The 26,947-nt window shown below is 39.0% G+C and carries 24 protein-coding genes; 9 read left to right on the top strand and 15 right to left on the bottom strand.

Going from position 1 to position 26,947, the window contains the following annotated elements:
* Positions 1–10: 10 nt before the first annotated feature.
* Together QSH13_RS14325 and frdA are read right to left on the bottom strand one after the other, a co-directional pair.
* Positions 11–748 (bottom strand): succinate dehydrogenase/fumarate reductase iron-sulfur subunit, encoded by a 738-nt coding sequence (locus tag QSH13_RS14325; RefSeq protein WP_109397718.1) that lies wholly within the window; start codon positions 746–748, stop codon positions 11–13.
* The gene (frdA, locus tag QSH13_RS14320; protein WP_109397717.1) at positions 741–2,537 is read right to left on the bottom strand and encodes a fumarate reductase (quinol) flavoprotein subunit; all 1,797 of its coding nucleotides are present in this window, start codon (positions 2,535–2,537) and stop codon (positions 741–743) included. The genes QSH13_RS14325 and frdA overlap by 8 nt, the downstream gene beginning before the upstream one ends.
* Before the next feature lie 941 nt (positions 2,538–3,478).
* Here frdA and epmA point away from each other — a divergent pair.
* Entirely contained in the window at positions 3,479–4,456 is a 978-nt protein-coding gene (gene epmA / locus QSH13_RS14315) for an elongation factor P--(R)-beta-lysine ligase (RefSeq protein ID WP_072063825.1), read from the top strand.
* A 42-nt stretch (positions 4,457–4,498) separates the two neighbouring features.
* Here the strand turns inward: epmA and QSH13_RS14310 are convergent, their stop codons facing one another.
* The 6 genes from QSH13_RS14310 to glpT form a co-directional block, all read right to left on the bottom strand.
* Entirely contained in the window at positions 4,499–4,912 is a 414-nt protein-coding gene (locus QSH13_RS14310; RefSeq protein ID WP_072063824.1) for a hypothetical protein, read from the bottom strand.
* Positions 4,909–5,451, bottom strand: coding sequence for a LemA family protein (locus QSH13_RS14305; protein WP_109397716.1), 543 nt, complete (start codon positions 5,449–5,451; stop codon positions 4,909–4,911). Before QSH13_RS14305 ends, QSH13_RS14310 begins: the two co-directional genes overlap by 4 nt.
* Before the next feature lie 8 nt (positions 5,452–5,459).
* On the bottom strand, positions 5,460–6,533 hold the full coding sequence (locus QSH13_RS14300) for a hypothetical protein (RefSeq protein WP_109397715.1): 1,074 nt from the start codon (positions 6,531–6,533) through the stop codon (positions 5,460–5,462).
* A 30-nt stretch (positions 6,534–6,563) separates the two neighbouring features.
* Positions 6,564–7,121, bottom strand: coding sequence for a LemA family protein (locus tag QSH13_RS14295; protein WP_109397714.1), 558 nt, complete (start codon positions 7,119–7,121; stop codon positions 6,564–6,566).
* 187 nt (positions 7,122–7,308) lie between these two features.
* Positions 7,309–8,388 (bottom strand): glycerophosphodiester phosphodiesterase, encoded by a 1,080-nt coding sequence (gene glpQ / locus QSH13_RS14290; protein ID WP_109397713.1) that lies wholly within the window; start codon positions 8,386–8,388, stop codon positions 7,309–7,311.
* Between the two features lie 136 nt (positions 8,389–8,524).
* Positions 8,525–9,877, bottom strand: coding sequence for a glycerol-3-phosphate transporter (glpT, locus tag QSH13_RS14285; RefSeq protein ID WP_109397712.1), 1,353 nt, complete (start codon positions 9,875–9,877; stop codon positions 8,525–8,527).
* A gap of 380 nt (positions 9,878–10,257) precedes the next feature.
* On the opposite strand from glpT, the gene glpA reads away from it, so the two are divergent.
* From glpA to glpC, 3 genes are read left to right on the top strand one after another with little or no spacing between them, the layout of a single operon-like run.
* Positions 10,258–11,916 (top strand): anaerobic glycerol-3-phosphate dehydrogenase subunit A, encoded by a 1,659-nt coding sequence (glpA, locus tag QSH13_RS14280; protein WP_185901618.1) that lies wholly within the window; start codon positions 10,258–10,260, stop codon positions 11,914–11,916.
* Positions 11,906–13,213: a glycerol-3-phosphate dehydrogenase subunit GlpB gene (gene glpB, locus QSH13_RS14275; RefSeq protein ID WP_109407115.1), complete on the top strand. Its 1,308-nt coding sequence runs from the start codon at positions 11,906–11,908 to the stop codon at positions 13,211–13,213. The genes glpA and glpB overlap by 11 nt, the downstream gene beginning before the upstream one ends.
* Positions 13,210–14,403 carry an anaerobic glycerol-3-phosphate dehydrogenase subunit GlpC gene (glpC, locus tag QSH13_RS14270; RefSeq protein WP_185901620.1) on the top strand — a complete coding sequence of 398 codons (1,194 nt, stop codon included), beginning with the start codon at positions 13,210–13,212 and terminating at the stop codon, positions 14,401–14,403. The genes glpB and glpC overlap by 4 nt, the downstream gene beginning before the upstream one ends.
* Positions 14,404–14,582: 179 nt before the next feature.
* Here glpC and QSH13_RS14265 read toward each other — a convergent pair whose 3' ends face one another.
* The 3 genes from QSH13_RS14265 to QSH13_RS14255 all read right to left on the bottom strand — a co-directional run bounded on the left by QSH13_RS14265 (position 14,583) and on the right by QSH13_RS14255 (position 17,932).
* Positions 14,583–15,728: a phosphoenolpyruvate-utilizing N-terminal domain-containing protein gene (locus QSH13_RS14265; RefSeq protein WP_109407114.1), complete on the bottom strand. Its 1,146-nt coding sequence runs from the start codon at positions 15,726–15,728 to the stop codon at positions 14,583–14,585.
* 60 nt (positions 15,729–15,788) lie between these two features.
* Positions 15,789–16,892 carry a glycerol dehydrogenase gene (locus QSH13_RS14260; protein WP_286039307.1) on the bottom strand — a complete coding sequence of 368 codons (1,104 nt, stop codon included), beginning with the start codon at positions 16,890–16,892 and terminating at the stop codon, positions 15,789–15,791.
* A gap of 365 nt (positions 16,893–17,257) precedes the next feature.
* A complete protein-coding gene (locus QSH13_RS14255; protein ID WP_109397707.1) occupies positions 17,258–17,932 on the bottom strand; it encodes a 7-cyano-7-deazaguanine/7-aminomethyl-7-deazaguanine transporter in 675 nt (224 codons plus the stop codon).
* Positions 17,933–18,145: 213 nt separating this feature from the next.
* Between QSH13_RS14255 and tusA the strand changes: the two genes are divergently transcribed.
* A complete protein-coding gene (tusA, locus tag QSH13_RS14250; RefSeq protein ID WP_036933135.1) occupies positions 18,146–18,400 on the top strand; it encodes a sulfurtransferase TusA in 255 nt (84 codons plus the stop codon).
* A 96-nt stretch (positions 18,401–18,496) separates the two neighbouring features.
* Here tusA and QSH13_RS14245 read toward each other — a convergent pair whose 3' ends face one another.
* Positions 18,497–20,845, bottom strand: a complete 2,349-nt coding sequence (locus QSH13_RS14245) for a zinc/cadmium/mercury/lead-transporting ATPase (protein WP_286039306.1) — start codon at positions 20,843–20,845, stop codon at positions 18,497–18,499.
* Between the two features lie 179 nt (positions 20,846–21,024).
* On the bottom strand, positions 21,025–21,651 hold the full coding sequence (locus QSH13_RS14240; RefSeq protein WP_109397891.1) for a lysoplasmalogenase: 627 nt from the start codon (positions 21,649–21,651) through the stop codon (positions 21,025–21,027).
* A 145-nt stretch (positions 21,652–21,796) separates the two neighbouring features.
* Here QSH13_RS14240 and QSH13_RS14235 point away from each other — a divergent pair, with 145 nt between their 5' ends.
* On the top strand, positions 21,797–22,177 hold the full coding sequence (locus QSH13_RS14235) for a DUF2500 family protein (protein WP_196543889.1): 381 nt from the start codon (positions 21,797–21,799) through the stop codon (positions 22,175–22,177).
* An 81-nt stretch (positions 22,178–22,258) separates the two neighbouring features.
* Here QSH13_RS14235 and QSH13_RS14230 read toward each other — a convergent pair whose 3' ends face one another.
* Positions 22,259–22,561 (bottom strand): DUF1145 family protein, encoded by a 303-nt coding sequence (locus QSH13_RS14230; RefSeq protein WP_196543888.1) that lies wholly within the window; start codon positions 22,559–22,561, stop codon positions 22,259–22,261.
* A 17-nt stretch (positions 22,562–22,578) separates the two neighbouring features.
* The gene (gene rsmD, locus QSH13_RS14225) at positions 22,579–23,163 is read right to left on the bottom strand and encodes a 16S rRNA (guanine(966)-N(2))-methyltransferase (RefSeq protein ID WP_109397888.1); all 585 of its coding nucleotides are present in this window, start codon (positions 23,161–23,163) and stop codon (positions 22,579–22,581) included.
* 228 nt (positions 23,164–23,391) lie between these two features.
* Here rsmD and ftsY point away from each other — a divergent pair, with 228 nt between their 5' ends.
* From ftsY to ftsX, 3 genes are read left to right on the top strand one after another with little or no spacing between them, the layout of a single operon-like run.
* Positions 23,392–25,122 (top strand): signal recognition particle-docking protein FtsY, encoded by a 1,731-nt coding sequence (ftsY, locus tag QSH13_RS14220; RefSeq protein WP_286039305.1) that lies wholly within the window; start codon positions 23,392–23,394, stop codon positions 25,120–25,122.
* A gap of 5 nt (positions 25,123–25,127) precedes the next feature.
* Complete coding sequence (gene ftsE, locus QSH13_RS14215) at positions 25,128–25,793, top strand: cell division ATP-binding protein FtsE (RefSeq protein WP_023583735.1); 666 nt, start codon at positions 25,128–25,130, stop codon at positions 25,791–25,793.
* Positions 25,786–26,763 (top strand): permease-like cell division protein FtsX, encoded by a 978-nt coding sequence (gene ftsX, locus QSH13_RS14210; protein ID WP_185901627.1) that lies wholly within the window; start codon positions 25,786–25,788, stop codon positions 26,761–26,763. The genes ftsE and ftsX overlap by 8 nt, the downstream gene beginning before the upstream one ends.
* Positions 26,764–26,947: the final 184 nt, after the last annotated feature.

Genomic DNA, 26,947 nt, shown 5'->3' with positions numbered 1-26,947 from the left:
TGTTTCCTCCTTAACGTGGTTTCAGCATCGCAATGACAAAGTCTTGCGCACTGGCTGCTTTACCTTGCTGAATAGCGGCAGCAGGATCCACATGTTTTGGACAGACTTCAGAGCAGTAGCCAACAAAGGTACAAGACCAGACACCGTTCTCACCATTTAACTGAGGCATACGCTCTTTTGCCCCATGGTCACGACTATCTGTGTTGTAACGTTGAGCTAATGTAATTGCTGCTGGGCCAATAAATTCTGGGTTTAGACCAAACTGAGGACATGCTGCATAGCAAAGACCACAGTTGATACAACCAGAGAATTGATGGTATTTCGCCATTTGAGCAGGAGTCTGTTTATTCGTCCCTTCTGAAGGCTTACGATCATTACCGATGATATAAGGTTTAATCGCTTCTAAGCTTTCGATAAAGTGAGTCATATCGACAACAAGGTCACGCTCAACAGGGAAGTTACCCAACGCTTCAACTCTTAAACCGTCTGGATATTCACGTATAAACGTTTTACAGGCCAATTTAGGCACTTTGTTGACCATCATGCCGCAAGAGCCGCAAATCGCCATACGACAAGACCAACGGTAAGAGAGATCAGGCGCTAAATTGTCTTTAATATAACCCAATGCGTCCAATAATGACGTTTGCTCATCATAAGGAACATCATAAGTGACGAAATGAGGCGCTTTGTCCGTTTCTGGGTTATAGCGCATGACTTCCATTTTAATGTGCTTCATGTCATCAGCCATTCGCTTTCTCCTTATTCTGCTTGTCTTGTGCAGTCGCTTCACCACCATAGACACGTTTAGCAGGAGCAGACTTCGTGATCTTCACATCGCTATATTCTAAGCGAGGGGCACCTTCTGGGTTATAGAACGCCAGAGTATGTTTCAGGAAGTTCACGTCATCACGCTCAGTACAACCTTCGTCAAGACGTTGGTGTGCACCACGAGACTCTTTACGATTAATTGCGGAATGAGCCATACATTCAGCGACATCTAAACCAAAACCAAGCTCGATTTTGTACAGTAAATCTGTATTAAAGACGCTACTGGTGTCTTTAATTTCAACGCGTTTGAAACGTTCTTTCAATTCAGCCAGTTTATCAATGGTTTTTTGCATTAACTCAGGTGTACGATAGATACCGCAACCTTCTTCCATTGATTCACCCATTTCATCACGAATTTGTGACCAGCTTTCTGAACCTTTTTGGTTCATCAGCTTTTTCAGGCCATCTTCGATATCACGAGTACGAGCATCTAATGCTGATGCGTTAGCTGGTGCTGCTTCTTGTGCACAACGAACGGCTTCTTCACCTGCAAGACGACCGAATACAACCAGCTCAGCCAGTGAGTTAGAACCTAAACGGTTAGCACCGTGTAAGCCGACCGATGAACATTCACCCACCGCAAACAGACCTTTAATACGAGTCTCAGTTTGTTGGTTAGTTTCGATACCACCCATAGTGTAGTGAGCAGTAGGACGAACAGGGATTGGTTCATTAACTGGGTCAACACCCACATACGCTTTTGCCAGTTCACAAATAAATGGCAGACGTTCATGAAGTTTTTTCGCACCCAGATGACGTAAATCAAGATGAACAACATCACCACGGTGAGTTTTGATGGTACGGCCTGCACGCCACTCATGCCAGAAAGCTTGAGAAACTTTATCGCGAGGACCTAATTCCATGTATTTATTTTCTGGTTTACCTAATGGTGTTTCTGGTCCTAGACCGTAATCTTGCAGATAACGATAGCCATCTTTATTGACCAGAATACCACCTTCACCACGACAACCTTCGGTCATCAGGATACCTGAACCAGGTAGTCCAGTTGGGTGATATTGAACAAATTCCATATCACGCAGTGGAACGCCATGACGTAAAGCGATACCCATACCATCACCAGTAACAATACCGCCATTGGTATTGAAACGATAAACACGTCCAGCACCACCCGTTGCCATAATGACAGCATTAGCACGGATCTGAACTTTCGTACCTTCCATCATATTAATAGCAACAAGACCACGAGCGTGACCTTCATCAACGAGGATATCGAGAACAAAGTGTTCGTCGAAACGTTGAATTTGTGGATATTTTAAGGATGTTTGGAACAGGGTATGTAGCATATGGAAGCCGGTTTTATCGGCTGCGAACCAGGTCCGTTCGATCTTCATCCCACCAAAACGTCGGACGTTGACTGACCCGTCTTCTTTACGGCTCCAAGGACAGCCCCAGAGTTCTAGTTGAGTCATCTCTGTTGGACAATGCTCAACGAAGTAATCTACGACATCCTGTTCACACAACCAGTCACCGCCTGAAACGGTATCATTGAAGTGGAAATCATAGGAGTCGTGAGCCTGAGTCACTGCTGCTGATCCGCCTTCTGCTGCCACGGTGTGGCTACGCATTGGGTAAACTTTTGAGATCAGAGCAATTTTCAGTTGAGGATTCGCTTCCGCTGCAGCTATTGCTGCTCGTAAGCCTGCGCCCCCGGCTCCGATTATCGCTATATCGGCATTAAAGGTTTGCACTGCGCTTCTCCATTGTTCAAGTGAAAATTGGAATAATTGTCTAGAATTCAATTCACTGACATTATTAATTTGTAATGCTATTTTTTTAAGCTATCCGTAACTAAATTGTTTCACTGCCTTGTGACTGCGCTTGATAACATCTTTATTATCATTGACTGTAATTTTAGTATAACGAAATGTAGGGCACCGAAATTTGATATGAATGATGGTTTTCCCGTATTTCGCAAAAAAAGTGTGATCCACACCAAGAATTCTGGGTTTTGATAATAAGCCACCAGAGAAACTTGAAGATCAAATAGAATATATTTTTCTAAATTGGAAATTATAAATAGTAATGAATAATCTGTTTTGAAAGTATAGATAACTTTAATTGAAAATGACAATGGTTTTTTGTTACATCTTGATTTTAAAAGGTAAATTTTTTTATCTTTCTTAAGTCTAATTTAAATAAATAAAATTCCATTCTAAAAGTTAAAATAAATTTTTTACTATTTATCTAAAACAAATCGGTTTGTCTTGTTAATTGTTAATAAAATATTAATAATATTTCTAAAGGTTTTTAATTCTAATCAAAATACGTAGATTTAAATAGAAAGTTAACTTTGAAGTTTAGATGAGCTTGGCTATTTAAATATAAGAATAGTGTTAGTTTATTGTTATTTCTAATTGAGAAAAAGAATTATTCTAATTAACTCTTATTATAAAAATAGCGAAAAATCACGGTGTTTTTGACGCTAGGTTGGTGTTTATTTAAACGATAAAAAGTGCCCAAAAGTAGATGTTTTGTAGAATTATATTTATTTGTCTTATGTGTTTTTACTTAAAAAAGAAAAGAATGGTGAAAAAATATAAAATGAACCCCTCTTTATTAGCAGAAATTTGTCTGTTGAAGAGGATGCGAGTAAACTGCACGCTCTGTTTTCTGTTGGAGTTTTTCGTTTATGAGTGAAATCGCGGATTGGCAGCCAAGCGCCTCAATCGCCAACTTACTAAAAAAGGCGAAAATAATCAGTAATATTAGGCGTTTTTTCACTGATCGTGGCGTGTTAGAAGTTGAAACACCGATGATGAGTCAGGCTACCGTTACCGATGTTCATCTTTACCCATTTGAAACCCAATTTGTGGGGCCAGGTGCTTCTCAAGGGCTAAAACTTTATTTGATGACAAGCCCAGAATATCATATGAAGCGTTTATTAGCCGCAAACAGTGGGCCGATTTATCAAATGGGGCGTTGCTTCCGTAATGAGGAAGCCGGTAGATATCACAATCCGGAATTTACGATGCTAGAGTGGTATCGCCCTTGTTTTGATATGTACCGGTTGATGAATGAAGTCGATGATTTACTGCAAGAAGTGTTAGATTGTGAAGCATCGGAGTCACTCTCTTATCAACAAGCATTTTTGCGTTATCTCGATATTGACCCTTTATCTGTTGATAAAGAAAAATTGCGTGAAGTGGCGGCAAAACTGGATTTATCAAATATTGCAGATACGGAAGAAGATAAAGATACGCTACTTCAGTTGCTATTTGTTTCTGGCGTTGAACCTCATATCGGTTTAGAAAAGCCAACCTTTATCTATCATTTCCCTGCGTCACAAGCCTCATTAGCTGAAATTAGCTCTGAAGATCATCGTGTCGCAGAGCGTTTTGAAGTCTATTTTAAAGGTGTTGAATTAGCGAACGGATTTCGTGAACTGACGGATGCACAGGAACAACGACATCGTTTTGAACGTGACAATCGTCAGCGAGTAGCAATGGGATTACCAGAGCAACCTATTGATGAGCGCTTTTTAGCTGCTCTTGAAGCCGGATTACCGGAGTGTTCAGGTGTGGCTTTAGGGGTTGATCGCCTTATTATGCTGGCTCTGGGGGTAGAACGCCTTAGTGATGTTATTGCATTCCCCGTTTACAGAGCATAAATACAATATCGATAATGCTAAAAAGAGAGCCTTGGCTCTCTTTTATTTTTTAGATTTTCGATTTTGTCTTCGTTTTTCCTCTGCTTCAAGGGCTTTTTCTTGAAACTTCGCAAACTTATCCCCTGTTACGTCTTTCATATAGCGATAGTTAATAAACCAAAACGTAATACACGAAAATAAAATAACCCACCAAATTAAGAGTAGCTTTAATGAAGAATTAACACCCAGCATTAAATGAAAACTAATTAAGACCATTAAGCTGACAAATATCGAACTAAATAATCCTCCTGCAATTTGTGACATATATTTTTTTAAAGGAGTGATACTGATTAATGGCAAAATAATAGCCATAGAGAACAGTACGCCAAATGTGGCAAACATAATAATCGAGATAGGTTCATTAAAGCTTAGAAACCAATCCGTTATACCAAAAAAAGAAAAGGGAATTTCTATCATAAAGTGGCCTCCTTACTAGGATAGAAAAGAGGGATATCTTTAAAATTAAAAATAAGCTTAAACAATACATTAGGAAAAATGTGTATTTCAGTATTATAGAGTGTGACAGATTGATTAAAAAATTCACGTCTATCTGCAATACACTCTTCTAATTCTTTCGCTTGTGTCTGTAATAGGCGTAAATTTTTCCCACTGATAAGCTCAGGGTATTTTTCAGCAATAATTAGTGATGTTTTTAATTGTGGGAATAGCTGATTAGCTAGTTTAATTTTTTCATCCAATGCCATAGCTTGTAAATAGCTATTTCTATTTTCAGTAAGCTGGTTAAATAATGCTTTTTCGTGTTCCATTGCTTTTTGTGTTATTGCTGTCAGCATTGGGAGCAGATCAACTTGTTTTTTTAATAAAACATCAATATTTGCAAAGGCTTTATAGCAATTATTTTTTAGCATCACCATATTGTTATAAATCATCACTAATTGGCGTATTAAAAAATAAACCAAGGCGAGAATAAAAATGATGAAAATAAGCCATTCCATATAATCAATTACCAAGATGAAGAGGTGTTATTAAAATAAAGTGTTAGGATGCCGTCTTGATATTCCATCGGTATTGCTAGAATGGAAAAGATAACAAAAAGGGCAATGATAACGATGATAGTCGCGTTACGACGAAAAGGACGCGCTTTGTTCCAACGAACAACATAGTCTTGTGGTGATAAACCTAATAGATAGTGAGGAGCACTGTGTGTGATCACTATTTTATCATTGATAGGTTCTGCACTACCTATTAGTAAATAAGTAGCATCAGCCTCTAAGATATACTCCTTAAAACGTTTATTGTTATATTCCAGATCTTGATGAGGATTGATACCAAGATGAACTAAAGGTTTATCAGCCGCAAGAATTTGAATTGATCCGCTATCATCTGTCATCGTGAAATTATTGATCTTTTTTTCACAGAGTGTTTGATGATAGCTTTTTTTGCCTTCTTTATTTGTGGATACGTTATATTCATAATAGATGTAGCCATAACACTCTTTTTTACCTAGGCGACTTATTAGTTTTTCACCCGCAGTTATCTTGCCTTCAATTTCAACAAGTCCAATGGCTAAAGAGCGGATTTTCGATGTTGCTAGAATTTTTTGAAAGCGTAAAAAACGTTTTTCAGGTGTTCTTTTGGCGATTTGGTAAACAAACATTAAAACGAAACTTAAAAAGAACAATCTTTGATCAATAAACAAACTGAAGCTTAAACTTAATAATAAGAGGCTAATAAATATGGTGTTGATAAGTGCCGAAAATTTAGAGGTTCCTTCATTTTGTAATTGGTGGTAATTTTTTATCGCTTTTTCACCAATATTAGCAATATGGTTTGAAATACCATATGCAAATAGCAAAATAACAGCGAATGCAATACAGGAGATCAGATTAACAACAGAGTTTTCGCCACTAGGATAAACGTTAGTTTCTTGTGAGAAAAAAAGGTAATTCCCTGCGGCAAATGCGATCCCTAAAAAGGGAATAATACTCAAGTTGTTTTTCTTTTTCTTCGAGCGTTTACTACGTAAAAAATAGATTAATACGCCCACAGCACAGCCGATAAAAAAATAAATTAACACTGCAATTTATCCTTAATGCGGTTATTTAACTTACTTAAAATGAATCCCTTCAAACTTCATCTCTTCTTTTGGTATTTCTAGTAATTGCATACGTTCAAAGCGAAAAAGGCCGGCAATTAAGCTATCAGGAAACATCTCTATTGCGGTGTTGTAGTGAGTCGTTGCATCATTAAATCCTTCACGACGTTGAGCAATTTTATTTTCTACATCGCTAACTCCGGTTTGAAGTAGTGCTAATTGTTCACCTGAAATTAATGTTGGATAATTTTCAGCGAGTGCAATCATACCCCGTAAAGCGGTATTCATTTCATTTGATGCACTGATTTTTTCATTAATATTTTGTGCTTTAAAATAGCGTTGTCTTGCGTCACTTAATGCAATAAATACACTTTTTTCGTGTTCCATTGCTTTTTCAGCTATTGCCATTAATTGAGGAATTTGGTCAGCTCTTTGTTTTAAAATAACGTCAATATTCGCAAACTGATTACTTACTTGATTGCGTGCCGCAATGAGTCGATTGTAAGTTGAAATTCCCCAACCAATAAATAGAACGATAAGAACAAGTAAAATAATAGCCATTATTGTCATTGTGATCCCTTCCTCTAAATATTTAATAAATAATGATAGTTAAATCAAAAAGTGATTATGATTTTTTAATAAAATTATGAGAACAAGTTAGAGAAAGATGAAGAAATATACAATCAGAATGGACGCAAAGATCCTACCCTTTTAAAAAAGGGTAGGATACTCGTTATACTTCAAGCTGTATTTTGAATTATTTAGCTTGTTTTTGTAGGAACTTAACGCCTAAATCAGGGAAGTCCGTAAAGACACCTTCTGCACCAGCTTGGTTATAAATAATATCGTATAGCTGATCACCATCTTTTGCGTATTTAGGCAGTTTATCAATACGAACAGTAAATGGATGAATGGTGAGTTTGTTGGCGTGGGCATCAGCCGCCATACCCGTTAATGTGACTTTTTCTGGTGTTGAGTTCTCTTCAACTAACATGTGGTAGTCAGGACCAATTCCATCTGCATAAGTTGCAATTTCTTTCATTGCTCCTGGCTTGAACATCCACTCATAGCTGTAATTTGTCCATGTACCATCAGGCTGTTTTTCATAGGTTTCATTCCAGTCAGTGTATGCAATTAACTGAACAAGTTTTAGATCCATGCCCATTTTTGGCATCAACTCTGTTTTGATGCGTTTTAGGTCGTTAGCATCGAATGATTGCAGATAAACATTGTCGGTTTTTTTTGTATAACCGTACTGTTTAAGGACTTCCAATACTTTGGTGGTAATGTCTTTGCCTTCTTGTTCATGGAACCAAGGCGCTTTAATTTCAGGGTAAATACCAATATCTTGGCCTGTAGATTTGTTTAGACCTTGGATAAATTCAATTTCTTCTTGGAAAGTATGTATACGAAAATCTGATTTACCCATAGGGAAACGATTTGGGTAACTTTGGACTTTTTTACCGTCAACAATGTCGAAGCCTTCAGTAAATTTCAGACCTTTAATTTCCTCAAGCGTAAAGTCGATGGCGTAATAACGACCATCTTTTCTTGCTCTATTAGGATAACGGTCAGCCACATCTGTTACACGATCAAGATAGTGGTCATGTAAAACAACTAATTCGTTGTCTTTGGTCATCACTAAGTCTTGCTCAAGATAATCTGCGCCTTGGGCATAAGCTAATGCTTTGGCTGGTAGCGTATGTTCAGGCAAATAACCACTTGCACCACGGTGAGCGATAACGACCTTATCACTTGCCGTTTGTGCGATTGCACTTAAAGATAGAGTTAAAAGAACGCCTGCAACTAACGGTTTTATTCTAAAAGATGTACTCATAAAGCAGCTCCATTTTAATTCTACGTACAATAAAGTTATGTACAGTTGGCAATAAAAAAAGCCACATCAAAATAGTTGATGTGGCTTGGTTTTTAGAGATGAGATTTAACTAATTTCATAAATAATCAGTTAGCGATTATTCGTACTTCTGAAGCATTTCACGTTTGTGTTTGGTTTCTGTAACCATCACGATAAGTAATAATACAACAGACAGTGCACTACCGCCGATCATGACCATAAAGCCACCATCCCAGCCGAAGTAGTCAACGGTGTAACCTACGATAGCACTTGCCGCAACAGAACCACCTAAGTAGCCGAATAGACCAGTAAAGCCTGCTGCTGTACCTGCTGCTTTTTTCGGTGCAAGCTCAAGCGCATGCAGACCAATCAACATAACAGGACCGTAGATTAAGAAACCGATGATTAACATACACGCCATATCAACATTCGGGTTACCCGCTGGGTTCATCCAGAATACGATAGTTGCGATAGTAACTAAGGTCATAAAGAACACACCTGTTGCACCACGGTTACCTTTGAACACTTTATCCGACATCCAACCACACAGCAGTGTGCCCGGAATACCTGCGTATTCGTATAAGAAGTAAGCCCATGATGATTTATCCATTGCGAAGTGTTTTACTTCACGCAGATATGTTGGTGACCAGTCCAGTACGCCGTAACGCAATAAGTAAACAAACACGTTTGCGATTGCAATCATCCACAGAAGTTTGTTAGGGAACACATACTTCATAAAGATTTCTTTTGCAGTCAGTTCTTGCTCGTCTGTTTCTTTATAATCAGGTGGGTAGTCATTTTTGTACTCTTCAATCGAAGGAAGACCACAAGATTGAGGAGTATCGCGCATTAATGCGAATGCAATCATTGCAACTAAAATTGCTGCAAATGCTGGCATATATAACGCTGCTTTCCAGTCGTTAAACCATGCCATACCTAATAAGAATAGTAATGGAGGTAAGCCACCACCAACGTTATGCGCACAGTTCCAGATAGAAACGATACCGCCACGTTCTTTCTGTGACCACCAGTGCACCATAGTACGTCCACAAGGAGGCCAACCCATACCTTGGAACCAACCACAAAGGAACAACAGAACGAACATAATCATAATGCTCGAAGTTGCCCATGGTACAAAGCCCATAATTAGCATCACTGCGGATGCTAAAATAAGACCTGCAGGTAAGAAATAACGAGGGTTTGCACGGTCAGAGAATGAACCCATGATAAACTTAGAGAAGCCGTAAGCAATCGAGATCCCTGATAAAGCAAAACCTAGGTCACCTTTAGAAAAACCTTCTTCTACAAGATAAGGCATTGCTAACGCAAAGTTTTTTCTTACTAAATAATAAGCAGCGTAACCGAAGAAAATTCCCATAAAGATCTGCCAACGCAGACGACGATAGACGGGATCTATCTGCTCTTTTGGCAAACGCGCTTTATGTGGCGCAGGTCTAAACAGACTTAACATATTAGCCTCCGATGGCTTTTATTTTAATATGTTGATATTAAATAATGACAAAACGAACAACGAAGTTATCAAAAAATTTTCTTTAACGAACTTAATAGTAAACTTATACAATCAAATTTACTGTGAGGTATTACTCAGTTGTCGAATAATTTTTCAAGATGTGCAATTTTGAGTGATATGTTAACTTTATCAAATACTTTTTGTTAAATAATTTGTGATTAGTATCACATATGTGGTTTTAATTTTTCACTCGTGAGCGTTTCTCTTTCGTTTTTGCTCATTATCAAACATTAACCACATTTTTTGTGTATCTTATACACTATAATTAACGCTAAAGAATAAATAAGCGTTTGCTGAATGTAATGTGAGAGGGCATCTCTATGATGAGCGGTTCACCAGTGACAGAAACTGATGTCATTATTATTGGCGGGGGAGCAACCGGTGCAGGCATGGCAAGAGACTGTGCACGCCGTGGATTACGTTGCGTCCTGCTAGAAAGACATGATATTGCAACCGGTGCAACCGGTCGAAATCATGGATTGTTACACAGTGGTGCGCGTTATGCAGTAACAGACCCAGAGTCAGCGCGTGAGTGTATTGAAGAAAACATGATTTTGAAACGGGTCGCTCGTCACTGTGTTGAAAAAACGGATGGCCTTTTTATTACCCTTCCTGAAGATTCTTTAGAGTTTCAACAGACCTTTATTCAATCTTGCCAAGCTGCAGGTATTGATGCTCAAGCGATTTCACCTGAAGAAGCTATTCGCTTAGAGCCATCTGTTAACCCGAATTTAATCGGTGCAGTTAAAGTACCTGATGGTACTGTCGATCCTTTCCGTTTAACTGCAGCAAATATGTTAGATGCCCGTGAACATGGTGCACAAGTCCTGACTTATCATGAAGTTGTTGGGCTTATTCGTGAAGGTGACCGTGTTAAAGGTGTGAAAGTTTACGATCATCAAGCGAAAAAACTGTATGAAATTCGTGCGCAAATAGTGGCAAATGCTGGTGGAATTTGGGGGCAAAAAATTGCGGAATATGGCGAGTTAAAAGTGCGTATGTTCCCAGCCAAAGGCGCATTATTGATTTTGGGTCATCGTATTAACAATATGGTGATCAATCGCTGTCGTAAGCCTGCTGATGCCGATATTTTAGTTCCTGGCGATACCATTTCATTGATTGGTACAACATCAACACGCGTACCTTACGATGAAATTGACAATATGTATGTCACTCCTGAAGAAGTCGATATTCTTATTCGTGAAGGTTCAATGTTGGCGCCAAAACTGGCTCAAACTCGAATTTTGCGTGCTTATGCAGGTGTGCGTCCTTTAGTTGCAAGTGATGATGATCCATCCGGTCGTAATGTGAGCCGTGGTATTGTTTTACTCGACCATGCTCAACGTGATGGATTAGAAGGTTTCATTACAATTACTGGCGGTAAATTAATGACTTACCGTTTAATGGCTGAATGGGCAACAGATAAAATCTGCGAAAAATTAAATGTCTCTGCTAAATGTACAACAGCAGAGGAAGCCTTACCGGGCTCCCGTCAATCTGCAGAGCAAGCATTACGTAGTGTTGTTTCATTACCCGCACCAATTCGAGGCTCTGCGGTTTATCGCCACGGTGATTTAGCCAATAAATTATTGAGCAATGAGCGTAGCGATAAGAGTTTAGTCTGTGAATGTGAAGCCGTTACTGCGGGGGAAGTTCGCTATGCTGTTAACTCTTTAACTGTCAATAACTTACTTGATTTACGTCGTCGTACTCGGGTAGGAATGGGAACATGTCAAGGTGAGCTTTGTGCGTGTCGTGCCGCAGGTTTATTAAACCGTTTACAAGTCACTACTCCTCACGAGTCAGAGCAGCAGCTTGCTCATTTCTTAAATGAGCGTTGGAAAGGTATTCGACCAATTGCTTGGGGTAATGCATTACGTGAGAGTGAATTCACCAGCTGGGTTTACCAAGGTTTATGTGGTTTAGATGCTGATATGATTGATAAAGCAACTTCAGCGGAGGCAGATAATGAAATTTGACGTCATCATTATAGGTAGCGGACTTGCCGGTTTAACCGCAGGTATTCGTCTTGCTGAAGCGGGTAAGTCTTGCGCAATTATCAGTAATGGCCAAAGTGCACTACATTTTTCATCAGGTTCACTAGATCTATTAACTCACCTTCCTGATGGTTCGTTAGTGACTCAACCTAAAAAAGCGTTGGCAACATTGGCTGAGCTTGCCCCGAAACATCCTTATAGTCGTATGGGACAATCGCAAGTTTCAATTTTAATTGAACAGGCTGAAGCATTATTATCAAGTACAGAATATCTTGAATATCAAGGTAATGGTGATGAAAACCATTATCGTATTACCCCTGTTGGGCGCTCACGTATGAGTTGGATGAGTCCAAAACGTGTACCAACTCATGGTATTGATCAAGCGTTGCCATGGAAAAAGTTAGCTGTTGTTGGAATTGAAGGCTTTTTAGATTTTCAGCCACAATTTGCAAGCAATACGCTGAATGAGCAAGGTGTTGAGTCTATTCCTTATCATATTCACTTACCGCTATTAGATAGATTACGTGATAATCCAAGTGAATTTAGGGCAGTCAATATTGCGCGCTATTTAGATAAGCCTGAAAACACTAAAGCGTTAGCGGAAGAGTTGAAAAAGCATATCGATGATAGTGTTGAAGCGATTATTTTACCTGCATGTATTGGGCTGGATGCTGAAGAACCCGTGACGCTACTTCAACAGCTGGTAGGTAAACCTATCTGTTTATTACCGACATTGCCACCATCACTATTAGGCATTCGTTTACATCAAGCATTAAAACTGCGTTTCCAAAAAGCGGGCGGTTTAATTATGCCAGGTGATCGTGCAGAACAAGTTGATTTAATTGGTAATAAAGTTACAGGTATTCATACTCGAAACCATACTGATATTCCTATTCGTAGTGAGCACGTTGTATTGGCAACGGGCAGTTTCTTCAATAATGGATTAATTGCAGAGTTTGATCGTGTCTATGAACCTTTGATGGAACTTGATTTGCTAGAGACATTACCACGCAATGAGTGGACACAAGTGAATGTCTTTGCAAAACAGCCTTATATGCGATTTGGTGTGGATACAGATAGTCAATTAAGACCGATGAAATATGGTGAAGTCTTAGAGAATGTTTACGCTGTAGGTGCTGTATTAGGTGGGTTTGACCCTCTTAATGAAGGTTGTGGCGCAGGTGTTTCAATGATCAGCGCACTTTATGCAGCGCAACAAATTTTACAGCACAATAAATCAGAACAGACCACATCTGCGGTTGTGGAGGCAGCACAATGAGTTTACATGATAACAGCTTTGAAGCGTGCATTAAGTGTACTGTTTGTACTACTTATTGCCCAGTTGCAAAAGTAAATCCACTTTATCCAGGTCCTAAACAAGCCGGCCCAGATGGTGAGCGTTTACGTTTAAAAGATCCAATGCTTTATGATGAAGCATTGAAATATTGCACTAACTGTAAGCGTTGTGAAGTTGCTTGTCCGTCAGATGTGAAGATTGGTGACATCATTTCGCGTGCAAAATTGAAGTACAATACAAAAACGCCAAAACTTCGTGATGCTATTTTAAGTCATACGGATTTAATGGGAACATTATCAACGCCAATGGCGCCGATAGTAAATACGATCACAGGATTAAAACCAGTACGTAAGATCCTAGATAAAACACTTAAAATAGACCATCGTCGCGAATTACCAAAATACTCTTTTGGTACATTTAGAACCTGGATGAAAAAGCAAGTTGAAGAGCAAGCGCGTTTTAAAGATCAAGTTGCTTTCTTCCATGGTTGTTATGCTAACTATAACCACCCACAATTAGGGAAAGATTTAGTTAAAGTATTTAACAAAATGGAGATTGGTGTTCAGCTATTAAAACGCGAAAAATGCTGTGGTGTTGCATTAATTGCGAATGGTTTTGTTAAGCAAGCTAAAAAACAAGCGGCTGTCAACCTTGAATCACTAACAGAAAAAATTGTTGAAAACAATATTCCTGTTGTTGCAACATCATCAACTTGTACTTTCACTATTCGTGATGAGTATGAACATATTCTTGATGTTGATACATCAAAAGTACGTGAAAATATTGAATTAGCGACACGTTATATTTATCGCTTATTAGAAGAAGGGCGTGAATTACCACTGAAACACACCCCACTAAAAGTGGTGTATCACACACCTTGTCATATGGAAAAAATGGGATGGACAGCCTATTCCATTGATTTAATTAAACGTATCCCTGGTGTTGAGGTGATTGTTTTAGATTCTCAATGCTGTGGTATTGCTGGAACTTACGGTTTTAAATCTGAAAACTACGATGTTGCTCAAGGCATTGGCGCGGGCTTATTCCGCCAAATTGAAGAGAGTGGCTGTGATTTGGTAATAACGGATTGTGAAACTTGTAAATGGCAAATTGAGATGTCAACAACGAAAAAATGTGAACACCCCATTAGTTTATTGGCAAGAGCATTATAAGTATTGCCTATTAGATAATAAAAAAGTAATTGATTACTAAGATAACAAGTAGCTAGGGAATAAAAGAGGATCTTTTATTCCCTTTTTTTACTAAAATAAAAAAGATGTGAAACATAAGATCATCAGGAAATTAAATAACCTGATACTGTGGATCACCTGTGATTTAAATACTTTTATTTTTAATGAGAGATATAGGTGTTTTGATAAAACCAAATATTTTGGACTTTTTTAAGTGTAATATTTTGCCCATCAGTCAATGAAAGCACTTGTTTTCCCGCCTCGTTAATAATTGGAATATCTAATGCTTTGGCTAACACAGTTGTATTAGACAGTGGATTGCCATGACTTAATAAAATGCCTTTAATCTTATTGGTATCAAGAGCCATCAACGTGGAGGGAGAAAGCTGTTTTGTCACCAGAATTGTGTTTGTATAAGGAGGATCCGAGATTGGAGGAGGAGCAGAGGTTAAATAGCGTAGTAATCGAGATAAAATATCATCTAAATCACTTTCACGAGCACGCATATTATCATCATCCATTTGTGCATAAGTATCTATTAAATCAATGAATGTTTGCTGTAAGGCAAATTCAGCATTGCAGTGATGTTTACTTATCATACTGCATACAGTCAGTTGTAATTCGGTATTTTCTAATAAGAAGCGGTGACTAGAAAAAATATGGGCATATTGTTCACCAATTTTGCTATGCGCTTCTTCAGTTAACCAGTCTATATCCTTTTTAGATCGCTCAATTGCTTTTACGAGGCGTTTTTGCTCCTCAAGTAATAAATGGGAGGATATTTTTTTACGAGGGATCACGAAACGATGATAAGGGTATAGCCAAACCGGTGCGGTGAGTGTTTTGACTGGTTCGTAATTTGTGTTTTTAGGGAGAATATTAAAATTAAGAAGATTTTCGCCTAATTGCAGTTTTTTAATTGTAATGGTTTTATGTGCTGCCTTTTCTGCCTCCTCAAGCGAGGCTCCTAGCGCAATACTATTGGCGGCAGCTAAGGTACCTTCAACAATCGGTGCCGAACTTAATGTGACGTTAATGGCAATGTTATGCTCAAGATTAGCGATGGCGAGTGCGGCATTTTGTGCTGAATGATAAGTATCGAGTAAAACCAGTACACCTTGTTTGCTATAACACTTTTTAATCGTGGAAAGTATAGTTTCTGGTGACACTTCATTAGCAAGATCAGAAGGTGTTTGATAGTTGGTCGCAATGGCAATTTTTACTTGGTGATTTACAGTTTGATTAACGAGCTCTTTAATACCATTAGCGAGTGTAAGGCTCTTTGAAACTAATACGATACTGACCATAAAGCCCCCTTTTTTTGTAAATATAAACAGGGAGATAAACACTCCCTGTTTACTCAGGCTTTAATAAAGCCATTCTCGTCCTAATTGGTCTGCGGTTAAAATCGCGGCATAAACTTTATCGGAATCGATATCAAATGGCATGTTGTAAATTGTCTCACCTTCAGCACAACTTAGTTCAGCAACCGCCATGATTTTTTCATTTAATTCATCACCTGTTGCATTGATACCCAGCTCTTCTAAAGTGACAGGTAATCCGACCAAAATACAGAAATCAAGGAACTCCTCTAATTCTTCTAATGGACTGTTTTCTAAAACTAATTGAACTAATGTACCAAAGGCAACTTTTTCACCATGATACATGTTGTGACACTCTTCTAATGCTGTAAATCCATTATGAATGGCATGGGCGGCCGCCAGACCCGCACTTTCAAAACCGATACCACTTAAGAAGGTATTAGCTTCAATAATATTTTCTACCGCGGCTGTACAAACACCACGGCTTACGGCGAGTTTTGCTTTATAACCATCTTCTAAAAGAGTGTTATAGCAAAGTTCAGCTAAAGCTAGGGCTGCTAGTGTTGATTTACCCCCTGCCATAGTCTGCTTTTGAGCATTACTACAGGCTCTTGCTTCGAAGTAGGTTGCTAAAGCATCTCCCATTCCAGCTACTAATAAACGCGCTGGCGCAGAAGCGATGATATTTGTGTCCATCACGACCACATCAGGATTGGTTGGATAGAAAAGGTAACTATCAAATGCGCCTAATTCAGTATAAATTACAGAAAGTGCACTTGTGGGGGCATCAGTAGAAGCAATGGTTGGGGAGATAACAACAGGAAGCTGGCATTTATAGGCAACAGCTTTGGCTGTATCTAATGTTTTTCCACCACCAACGCCAATGATCACAAGAGAGGCTTGTTCTTTTGCAAGTTCAGATAGTCGATTGATTTCGTTGTGTGTGCATTCACCATTAAACAGTTCAAAGTGCCCATTCACTTCATATTGAGACATACTGTCTTTGACGGTACTTCCGACGAGATCCATAACAAATTTATCGGCAATAATCAGAGCTCTATCGCCAAAAGGTTTTGCGTATTTGCCAATATGGTATAGCGCATCTGGCCCTTGAATATATTTAGCGGGGGATTGAATAACTTTTAACATAATAGACTCCTACTATTCGCAAAAGAGAGTAAAAAATCCTTATGGTGGGGCTTGTCATCCCAATTGACATTGAATTTTATGGAGATGAACTTAAATACATTAACAGTCTAATAGATGAATAAAATATTTCATTGAAAATAATTAATCGTTTTTATATTAGCATGCAAAAAACATCCTAATATTGATATTTAAGTAATATTTTGTGAGTTATTTAACTAATCATGCTAATTAATTACAATACGAAATATTTATGTAAAATAATAAATTATTGCATTTAGAATAAAGCTTCATAAAATTAGCTTATGAAGCTTTATTGTTTGGAATTATGACATTAAAATCATTATTTTTTTGCGAGGTGAGGCAGATTATGAGCGAATTTCAGCATAATCTTGTTTTTGATTTTCTTGTGCGAAAAAGTAACGCAAAATAAAATTCAATAAAACACCATAAGCAGGCAAGAAAAATAGCATACAAATGGTCAATTTAAACACGTAGTCAACTAATGCAATTTCAATCCAATTCTCTGCCATAAATACGTCAGTACTACGATAAAAAGCAATAAAGAAGAATGCGAGTGTGTCGAGTAAATTACCAAAGAACATTGCTGCACTTGGTGCTACCCACCATTTTTGTTGTTGTCTTAAACGATTAAAGACAGAGACATCCATGATTTGACCTAACACATAAGCCATAAAGCTTGCTGTCGCAATTCTTGCTACCATGATATTAAAATCAGCTAATGAGGCAAAACCCTGCCAACTTCCTTGGAAAAAGAGCGTTGAGATCAGGTATGAAATCGCTAATGCGGGTAGCATAACGGCAGTAATAATGCGTCTGGCAAGTGGTGCACCATAAATACGAACCGTTAAATCTGTTGCCAGAAAAATAAACGGAAAGGTAAAGGCACCCCAAGTGGTATGGAAACCAAAAATAGAAATAGGCAATTGCACAAGATAGTTACTGGAAGTAATTATCAGGATATGAAATAAAGAAAGCCATAACAGTGCCACCGCTTTTTGGCGGGGAGTAAACGTATACATAAATTGTACCTTTTTAGTGATTGGGGTGAGGGAACCCAATAAAACAGTGATTTCTCTCTTAAATGAGAGGATGCGCATAATACGCCTGTTGCGCAACAAAAGCAAAGATCAGGAAGAAATACCTTTATGTTTAAAGTGCCGTGATGTGAACATGAAAGCGAGATATGCGATATAATGACACAATCTGTCAGTGCAATAAGAATGGTTAATAGAATGAATGCTCAATTTGATGATGCAACTAAGACATTAGATACGCTAGGACTACGTTGCCCTGAGCCTGTGATGTTAGTACGTAAGACCATAAGAAATATGGCATTAGGTGAGACATTATTAGTGATAGCTGATGATCCTGCCACAGTACGGGATATTCCCGGCTTTTGCCGTTTTATGGAACATGATTTATTAAATCAAGAGACGCAATCTGCACCTTATCGTTATCTTATCCGTAAAAAAGAGAGTAATTTGTAATTTAGGCTGTAAATATTGCTTAGCTTCGCGCTAAAAAAGAACCCAAACTCCAGATTAACTGAGGTTTGGGTTTTGTTATTTTAGCGTGCTTACTCTTTATTTATTTGAGGCATTAATTTTTACTCTTAATAACCTGACCGCATTGGCTGTAACCAGTGCTGTTGCGCCGGAATCAGCAAGAACTGCAACCCAAAGCCCAGTTATACCTAATAAGCTTGTTACTAAGAATATCGCTTTTAAGCCCAATGCTATTGTGATGTTTTCACGGATAATTTTACGTGTCGCACGAGATAACTTAATAATTTCAGGTAAGCCTGTTAAACGGTTATGTGTTAATGCCGCATCAGCTGTTTCAAGTGCAACGTCCGTACCGCTTCCCATTGCGACACCAATAGTGGCAGCCTTCATTGCTGGCGCATCATTGATACCGTCACCCACCATCATTGTGTTATGCTTTTTGCTGATTTCCATTACTGAAGTCACTTTATCTTCAGGCAGTAATCCTGCTCGGAAATCCATACCGAGTTTTTTCGCAATCGCCGCAGCTGCTCTTGGATTATCACCCGTTAGCATAACGGCATTGATGTTCATCTCTTTCAATAATTTCATTGATTCAACAGCATCATTGCGTAAGGTATCTTGCATAGCAATAATACCGACAAGTTGGCTCTCTTTTAATACGATAACCACGGTTTTGCCTTCATCTTCAAGACGTGCAACTTCTTGTTGCCACTGAGAAGAGAGCGATGTGGCTTCTGATAATTGAGAAGGTGCACTTACTAGAATATGTTGGCTATTTAAATAACCTTCAATGCCTTTACCTGCTAGCGCTTTACGATCTTCTGCTTCAACAACAAGCACACCCTCATCTTGTGCTTTATTAATAATGGCTTTTGCCAATGGGTGATGAGAGCCTATTTCTACGGATGAAGCAAAAGTCAGTACTTCTTTTTCATTAAATCCAGCTTCAGCGACAACATCAGTAACTTGAGGTTTCCCTTCAGTTAAGGTACCTGTTTTATCTAATGCGATAGTATTAACAGTGCCTAATTGTTCTAATGCTGCTCCGCCTTTGATTAGCGCTCCACGTTTAGTGGCTGCTGCTAATGCTGAAGTAATGGCGGCGGGTGTGGAGATAACCAAAGCACAAGGACAACCAATAAGTAATAGGGTTAAACCGCGATAAATCCATGTTTCCCACGGCTGTGAGAACAACAGTGGTGGAACAATGATAACTAGCGCAGAGAACAGCATAATTGCAGGTGTATAGTAACGGCTAAAGCGATCAATAAAGCGCTCAATAGGGGCTCTACGCTCTTCAGCTTCTTCAATTAATTGCAAAATACGGTCGATAGCATTTTGCCCTTGTTCTGAGACTACTTTCATTTGCACAGATCTATCTACAGATAAACAACCTGCAGCTACTTTTTCGCCTTGTAGGCGTTCTACAGGTACAGATTCACCCGTCAATGCGCTTTCATCAAAGCTTGCAAATGCACTAATTAATTCCGCATCTGTTGGCAAACGTGAACCTGGTGCAATTTCAATAATGTCGCCGGGACGTAATTGTGCAACAGGGATCGTCTGTTTTTTCCCCTCTTTGATTAATGTCGCTTCTTCTGGCACTAAAGCCATTAATGCACTCACGCCACGACGAGCACGTCCTGCAGCATAAGACTCCAGCATTTCACCAATCATAAACAGCAAAATAACCATCGCTGCTTCTTCGGTAGCATTAATAAATAGTGCACCAATTGCGGCAACACTCATCAATGTTTCTATAGCGAAGGGGGTACCATTGCGAATAAGTTGTAGTGCCTTTTTCACAATGGGGAATAAACCAATTAACGTTGTTGCAATAAAGGCAGTACGACCTGCTTGAGGATCAATAAACTCTACGCTCCAGCTAATCGCCATTAAAAGTGCCAAGACGATAACAAATGAGCTCTCTTTTAAAAGACTCTGCTTAGTGCTTTTTTTAGATTGAGGTGATGAGAGATCAAAAAGTTCAAAACCAGCGCTGTTAATTGCAGCAATCACATCCGCGCGTAGATCACTATCAGCATCAACGACCAATTTTTCGGTGGCAAAAAGAACTTTTGCTTGTTTTACGCCTGTGACTTTGAGCGCTGCTGTTTCGATCTTTTGAGCGCAACTCGGGCAATCCATTCCTTGCACTTTCCAACTAAAGCGTTGCTGTGCTACTTTTTCTGGCTCAACGTTAGAAACAGGAGCGTTGATATTACAGCTTTCATGAGCATGTTCGTGGGAGTGTCCGTGGTGATGCTCATCCTCGCATTCAGGATCACTTTTATCTATTTTGGTGTGGGAATGTCCACTTTTAGTATGTGAGTGCGTACTATTCTCTGTGTGACCTGAACAACATTGAGAGCTTGAGCAGCAAGCATCGGTATGTTTATTGTGTTGATGAGCATGTTTAGTCATAACTGGCTCTCCTTGTTTAACAAAGTAAAGTCTAAATTCATTTATCTGATAAGTACTTTACAGCTTGGAGTAGAGTCCAGAGTCAAGATACCAAAGGTACATTCATTGGCAAAAAGTGCGAATTAGGTTAGAAAATTAACCCCTTATTCTATTTTGTAAAAATAAGGGGCTGATGAATACTAAAGGAATAACGCTCTAACGATGAAGAAATGCCCAATAAAATAACAGGCGCTGACAAGTCCTTTAGATGCTGAAAATGAGAAGCGGAAGCGGTTGATTAGCCATATTGAGTAAGCGATTACTAACAATAATGAACCAATCATTACTGATAAGTTGTAATCATTGCTTAAGTAGAAGAATCTTTCGCCCGCAACCCAAAACATAGCAAAGGCGGCTAATAAAGTTAGAGAGGCAGGGATAGCTAATTTATCAAGTTTAGCCCAAACAATGACTAGAATGATAATAAAAGCAATAATAACGAATCCAAGTAAAGGAAGATAGAAAGAGAGTTGGAGTGGCAGTAAAAAACTCACCATATAAAGTATGTAGCTTAAGAAAATCAAGGCAATGGATGGTAGTAAATACTTACCATCAAATATTCTTAAGATATCAGAAAGTAGTGTCGCTAATAATGCACCTACGATAAGGTAGCTATTAATATTGTGTTCAGGAACTTGCCACGCCCAAAGTAATAAAAGAAGTAGTGTGATAGGACGGAATAACCATCGTTGCCAATTAGGGCCTCGATATGCGGCATCGATATAAAGCCATCCGGAGAATAATACGGCGAGAAAAGGCCAACTCATAATATCTTCCTTATATTCAGAACTGTTTTATTATTGATAGCAGAAAGTTTAATTTAAGAATAGCGGTTAATGACGAAACTGACGCACTTATTAAAATAATATCAGCACACAGTGTTGGGTCCATGTAACGATAGGAATTAGTGTAATGAATAAAGCGGCTATTTTAGGAATTGCAGTACTGATCATTATTATCGCATCAGCGACTTATCGTTTTTTTGAACAACGTAAACAGCGAATAAGTGATGATAATGCACCTGTAACACTCTATATGGTTGAAGTGATTGATAAAAAAGAAATAGCGGCAAATGAACGACGTTCAAGAGAAAATGATGTCACTGGCCCAGAAATAACTCATTATTATCAAGTAACCTTTCGTTTAACCACTGATGATCGTAAAGATTTAGTATTAAAGATTGATAAATCAGCTTATCAAAATATTGAACTTGAAATGAAAGGGCGTTTGTTTATGCAAGGTAGTCGTTTTATAAAGTTTGAAACAGATATGCCAAGTAATGAGCAGAAATAATAAATAAGATGATTAATTTATAAGGTTGGCAATCTCTGGGGTTGATTATGACCCCAGGTAATTGCGAGAATACAACAATATTTATGGCTGTTGTTTGGTCTTATTTTTCTGTTTTTCTTCGTATTCTTTTCGTAATTCTTTTTGTATTTTTAAAAGCTCAAAGATCCCAAAGAAGAAAATGCGAAATTGTAATGCCGTTGATGGTTTTTGATCTTTAGGTTGTCCTGCTTTATACATAACGATTTGTAGTCCATGCATAATCACCATGAAAATCAATGCAATATCCATAAAATATTTTAGAGGCTTAGGAAACGGAGAAATAATATTTAAAAGCAGAAAGCCCCAAACACCGACCATTAAAAATCGGCCAAAAAAGATTAACATAGCAGCTCCATAAAAAATTAAGCAGATAAACTGCGAATATAAAGACGATACGTGACTTGTCCTGCGATCTTCTCTCTATGCAATGTCCAACAAGTCGGAATTGTATAAGTCTGTGCTTTAACTTCTTCCTCAATATAAATATAGCAATCTTGCGCTAACCAACCGTTCTTTTCTAATAATTGGATAGTGTCTGATAACATGCCTTTATGGAAAGGAGGATCTAAAAAAACAACATTATAAGGTGAACCTTGTTTGGCGAGATATGATAATGCACTGTCTTGAATGACATGCCCATTCTCTGCATTAAGTAAGGCTAAGTTTGTCGTAATTTGTTGGGCAACAGTACGTTCATATTCAATAAACGTAGTTTCACGAGCATAGCGAGAAAGGGCTTCAATTCCTAAACCACCGCTTCCTGCAAAACAGTCGAGGCAACGGGCATCTTGGATAACAGGCATTAGCCAATTAAAGAGCGTTTCTTTCACTCTATCTGTTGTTGGTCGTAATCCTTGGCTATCAAGAACAGGAAGTTTACGACCACGCCATTTTCCCCCAATTATTCTGATTTGTCCCATTGGGGCTTTTTGTGGTTTTTTGGCCATATTATTTTGATTTATATCGTTTAAACGTGAGTTTTGGAGTGTCTTTTGGAATAAGGAATTCGTGTCTATTGTTATCTTGATGACTTCCCTTGGTTTAATCTGGAATAATTTACCATAAAATTCGTATAAAAGATGCGTTTATCCATGATCAAATGATAGACTTCATTATTATTTTCAATATCGTCAATGTAATCGCGCCATGATTTAGTGCGAGGAGTTTAGTAGCTAATGGCAAAAGAAAAAAAAGGTTTTTTCTCGTGGCTCGGTTTTGGGCGTAACAAAGAAGAAAATATTGAGCAAGAGAAAGAGCAACAACGCTTAGAAGAAGAGCGTTTTGAACAGGAACGTTTGGCAAAAGAAGCCCAAGAAGAAGCTGCTTGCCAAGCGCAGTTAGAAGCAGAACGTTTAGAAGCTGAGCGCCAAGAGGCGCAACGTGTTGTGCAAGATAGATTGGCACAAGAAGCTGAAAAACAACGTTTAGAGCAAGAAGAAGCCCGACGCCAAGCTGAAATAGATGCAGAACAAGCACGTTTAGAGGCAGAACATGCAGAGCAAGCTCGTTTGGCTCAAGAAGCACAAGCCCAACGTCTTGCACAAGAAGAAGCCCAGCGCCAAGCTGAACTGAAAGCAGAACAAGAACGTCAAGAAGCAGCACGTTTAGAGCAAGAACGTCTGGCTCAAGAAGCCGAAGCCCAACGTTTAGCGCAAGAAGAAGCCCAGCGCCAAGCTGAACTGAAAGCAGAACAAGAACGCCAAGAAGCAGTACGTTTAGAGCAAGAACGTCTGGCTCAAGAAGCCGAAGCTCAACGTTTAGCGCAAGAAGAAGCGCAGCGCCAAGCTGAACTGAAAGCAGAACAAGAACGTCAAGAAGCAGCACGTTTAGAGCAAGAACGTCTGGCTCAAGAAGCCGAAGCCCAACGTCTTGCGCAAGAAGAGGAAAACGAACGTCTCTCTATTGCGCAAGCAGAAGCTGAAGATATTGAATCTTTACGCGAAGAAGTACTAGCAGATAAAGTTGTTGAGCAAGAAAAACCTAAGAAAGAGGGTTTCTTTAGTCGACTGAAAAAAGGTTTACTAAAAACTCGCCAGAACTTAGGTTCAGGATTCCTTAGTCTATTTCGTGGTAAGAAAATTGATGATGACCTTTTTGAGGAGTTAGAAGAACAACTCTTAATTGCTGATGTGGGTATGGAAACCACAACGAAAATCATCACTAGTTTGACTAAACACGCCACTCATAAAGATCTTAAAGATGCTGAAGCTCTTTACGGAAAATTGCGTGAAGAGATGGGGGATATTTTAAGTAAAGTTGATAAGCCACTAAATATTGAAGGTAAAAAACCTTTTGTTATTTTAATGGTTGGTGTTAACGGTGTTGGTAAAACAACGACAATCGGAAAATTAGCGCGACAATACCAAGCTGAAGGTAAATCTGTCATGTTAGCAGCGGGGGATACATTCCGAGCTGCAGCGGTTGAACAGTTACAAGTTTGGGGGGAGCGTAATAATATCCCTGTTGTTGCGCAACATACGGGCGCTGATCCTGCATCTGTTATTTTTGATGCAATTCAATCAGCCCAAGCAAAAGGTGTCGATGTTCTTATTGCTGATACCGCAGGACGATTGCAGAATAAATCCCATTTAATGGAAGAGCTGAAAAAAATCGTTCGTGTTATGAAAAAATTAGACGAAGAAGCGCCACACGAAGTGATGCTGACGTTAGATGCCAGTACCGGGCAAAATGCAGTTAGTCAGGCAAAACTCTTTAATGAAACAGTTGGGCTAACTGGATTAACATTGACTAAACTCGATGGTACAGCAAAAGGTGGGGTTATCTTCTCCATTGCTGATCAGTTTAGTATTCCTATCCGTTATATCGGGGTAGGTGAAGGTATTGAAGATCTACGTCCGTTTAAGGCCGACGATTTTATTGAGGCTCTGTTTGCCCGCGAGGAGTAGTTTTAATGATCCGCTTCGAACACGTCAGCAAGGCTTATTTAGGTGGAAGACAAGCATTGCAGGGGGTTGATTTTCATCTTCGCCCTGGTGAAATGGCTTTTTTAACGGGTCACTCTGGTGCCGGTAAAAGTACATTACTTAAGTTAATTTGTGGAATAGAACGCCCTAGTGATGGTGCTATTTGGTTTGCTGGTCATGATATCAGTAGACTAAAAAATAGTGAGATCCCTTTTCTACGTCGTCAAATTGGGATGATCTTCCAAGATCACCACTTATTGATGGACAGAACGGTTTATGACAATGTTTCTCTTCCCCTGATTATTGCTGGCGCGAGTGAAGAGGATATTCGACGACGAGTTTCAGCTGCTTTAGATAAAGTAGGACTATTGGATAAAGCCAAAAATTATCCTATTCAACTCTCTGGTGGTGAGCAACAACGTGTCGGTATTGCGCGCGCGGTTGTGAATAAACCGACTGTTTTACTCGCAGATGAACCAACAGGTAACCTTGATGGTGAGCTTTCAGAAGGCATTATGCGTCTTTTTGAAGAGTTCAACCGTGTTGGCGTAACCGTGTTAATGGCGACACATGATATGTCGCTGATAGAACGCAGAAATTATCGCATTCTTACATTAGGGCAAGGCAGAATGGTGGGAGGACAAAATGGCTAAAGCAAAAATTTCCCGTAAATCAATGCCAACGCCAGGCGCAAAAACCAAGGCGCTAAAAGGGGGAAGACGCGAACAGTGGCGCTATGCATGGCGTAACACTATGGCTGATTTTTTACGCCAGCCGCTCTCCTCTTTTTTAACAGTAATGGTTGTTGCTATATCTCTCACCTTGCCTAGCATCTTTTATATTGTGTGGAAAAATGTTTCAACTGCAGCAGAACAATGGTATCCCACACCGCAATTAACGGTTTATCTTGATAAATCTCTTGATGATTCATTAGCTGAAGCCACCATTAAGAAGATAGAAGCCTTAGATAAAGTTGAGGATGTTAACTATCTTTCACGACAAGATTCGCTAGTGGAATTTCGTTCTTGGTCTGGCTTTAGTAGTGCGTTAGATATGTTAGAAGAGAATCCATTACCTGCGGTTGCGATTGTAACACCCGTTATGGAGCCTAGCGATAAACAGTTAATGGTGAATTTGCGTGATAGCGTTGCGAAAATACCCGGTGTTGACGAAGTAAGAATGGATGATAGTTGGTTTACTCGGCTTTCAACGTTAACTTCATTAGTTGGGCAAATCGCTTTAGTGATTGGTACATTGATGGTTGTTGCCTTGTTATTGGTGATTGGCAACAGTGTGCGTCTCAATATTTTCAGTCGTCGTGATACCATTAATGTGATGAAATTAATCGGTGCAACCGATGGCTTTATTATGCGCCCTTTCCTTAATTGGGGATTGATCCTGGGCTTTATTGGTGCCGTATTTGCCTTGATTTTTTCAGCTTTACTGGTGTGGAAACTCTCAGATGTGGTGACTCAAGCCGCGACCGTGTTTGGAACCTCTTTTTCCATTTCAGGACTCGGTTTTGATGAATCTATCATTCTTATTCTTGTTGCTATGATTATTGGCTGGTTGGCTGCATGGTTGACGACAATGCAGCATTTGCGTCAATTCACACCCGAATAATCGATTAGAGCATTTTATACTTATCCGCTAAATAATTTTTTTTATCAGGCTGGGTTCCGTTAATATCGCTACCCAGCCATTTTATCGACGTCCTGTCTCTGGCATAATAATGTACGCACTCTTTTCTATGGTAAGGTAACAGTCAGATTTGCTATCTGTGATAGAAAAGTACAAAGATATGTAA

Origin of the sequence: Proteus faecis, from assembly GCF_030286765.1 — a bacterium.
In the GTDB taxonomy this organism is placed as follows: Bacteria; Pseudomonadota; Gammaproteobacteria; order Enterobacterales; family Enterobacteriaceae; genus Proteus; species Proteus faecis.
Note: the sequence above shows the minus strand (reverse complement) of the source record. Positions and strands in the feature narration are given on the sequence as shown.

What these genes read in the sequence shown, in the direction of transcription:
- QSH13_RS14245 (WP_286039306.1), bottom strand. Translation starts at nt 20,845, where the DNA reads ATGACTAAACATGCTCATCAACACAATAAACATACCGATGCTTGCTGC.
- QSH13_RS14325 (WP_109397718.1), bottom strand. Translation starts at nt 748, where the DNA reads ATGGCTGATGACATGAAGCACATTAAAATGGAAGTCATGCGCTATAAC.
- glpA (WP_185901618.1), top strand. Translation starts at nt 10,258, where the DNA reads ATGATGAGCGGTTCACCAGTGACAGAAACTGATGTCATTATTATTGGC.
- QSH13_RS14305 (WP_109397716.1), bottom strand. Translation starts at nt 5,451, where the DNA reads ATGGAATGGCTTATTTTCATCATTTTTATTCTCGCCTTGGTTTATTTT.
- QSH13_RS14295 (WP_109397714.1), bottom strand. Translation starts at nt 7,121, where the DNA reads ATGACAATAATGGCTATTATTTTACTTGTTCTTATCGTTCTATTTATT.
- QSH13_RS14235 (WP_196543889.1), top strand. Translation starts at nt 21,797, where the DNA reads ATGAATAAAGCGGCTATTTTAGGAATTGCAGTACTGATCATTATTATC.
- rsmD (WP_109397888.1), bottom strand. Translation starts at nt 23,163, where the DNA reads ATGGCCAAAAAACCACAAAAAGCCCCAATGGGACAAATCAGAATAATT.
- glpC (WP_185901620.1), top strand. Translation starts at nt 13,210, where the DNA reads ATGAGTTTACATGATAACAGCTTTGAAGCGTGCATTAAGTGTACTGTT.
- ftsX (WP_185901627.1), top strand. Translation starts at nt 25,786, where the DNA reads ATGGCTAAAGCAAAAATTTCCCGTAAATCAATGCCAACGCCAGGCGCA.
- glpQ (WP_109397713.1), bottom strand. Translation starts at nt 8,388, where the DNA reads ATGAGTACATCTTTTAGAATAAAACCGTTAGTTGCAGGCGTTCTTTTA.
- QSH13_RS14230 (WP_196543888.1), bottom strand. Translation starts at nt 22,561, where the DNA reads ATGTTAATCTTTTTTGGCCGATTTTTAATGGTCGGTGTTTGGGGCTTT.
- glpB (WP_109407115.1), top strand. Translation starts at nt 11,906, where the DNA reads ATGAAATTTGACGTCATCATTATAGGTAGCGGACTTGCCGGTTTAACC.
- QSH13_RS14310 (WP_072063824.1), bottom strand. Translation starts at nt 4,912, where the DNA reads ATGATAGAAATTCCCTTTTCTTTTTTTGGTATAACGGATTGGTTTCTA.
- epmA (WP_072063825.1), top strand. Translation starts at nt 3,479, where the DNA reads ATGAGTGAAATCGCGGATTGGCAGCCAAGCGCCTCAATCGCCAACTTA.
- glpT (WP_109397712.1), bottom strand. Translation starts at nt 9,877, where the DNA reads ATGTTAAGTCTGTTTAGACCTGCGCCACATAAAGCGCGTTTGCCAAAA.
- ftsE (WP_023583735.1), top strand. Translation starts at nt 25,128, where the DNA reads ATGATCCGCTTCGAACACGTCAGCAAGGCTTATTTAGGTGGAAGACAA.
- QSH13_RS14260 (WP_286039307.1), bottom strand. Translation starts at nt 16,892, where the DNA reads ATGTTAAAAGTTATTCAATCCCCCGCTAAATATATTCAAGGGCCAGAT.
- QSH13_RS14265 (WP_109407114.1), bottom strand. Translation starts at nt 15,728, where the DNA reads ATGGTCAGTATCGTATTAGTTTCAAAGAGCCTTACACTCGCTAATGGT.
- QSH13_RS14240 (WP_109397891.1), bottom strand. Translation starts at nt 21,651, where the DNA reads ATGAGTTGGCCTTTTCTCGCCGTATTATTCTCCGGATGGCTTTATATC.
- QSH13_RS14255 (WP_109397707.1), bottom strand. Translation starts at nt 17,932, where the DNA reads ATGTATACGTTTACTCCCCGCCAAAAAGCGGTGGCACTGTTATGGCTT.
- ftsY (WP_286039305.1), top strand. Translation starts at nt 23,392, where the DNA reads ATGGCAAAAGAAAAAAAAGGTTTTTTCTCGTGGCTCGGTTTTGGGCGT.
- tusA (WP_036933135.1), top strand. Translation starts at nt 18,146, where the DNA reads ATGAATGCTCAATTTGATGATGCAACTAAGACATTAGATACGCTAGGA.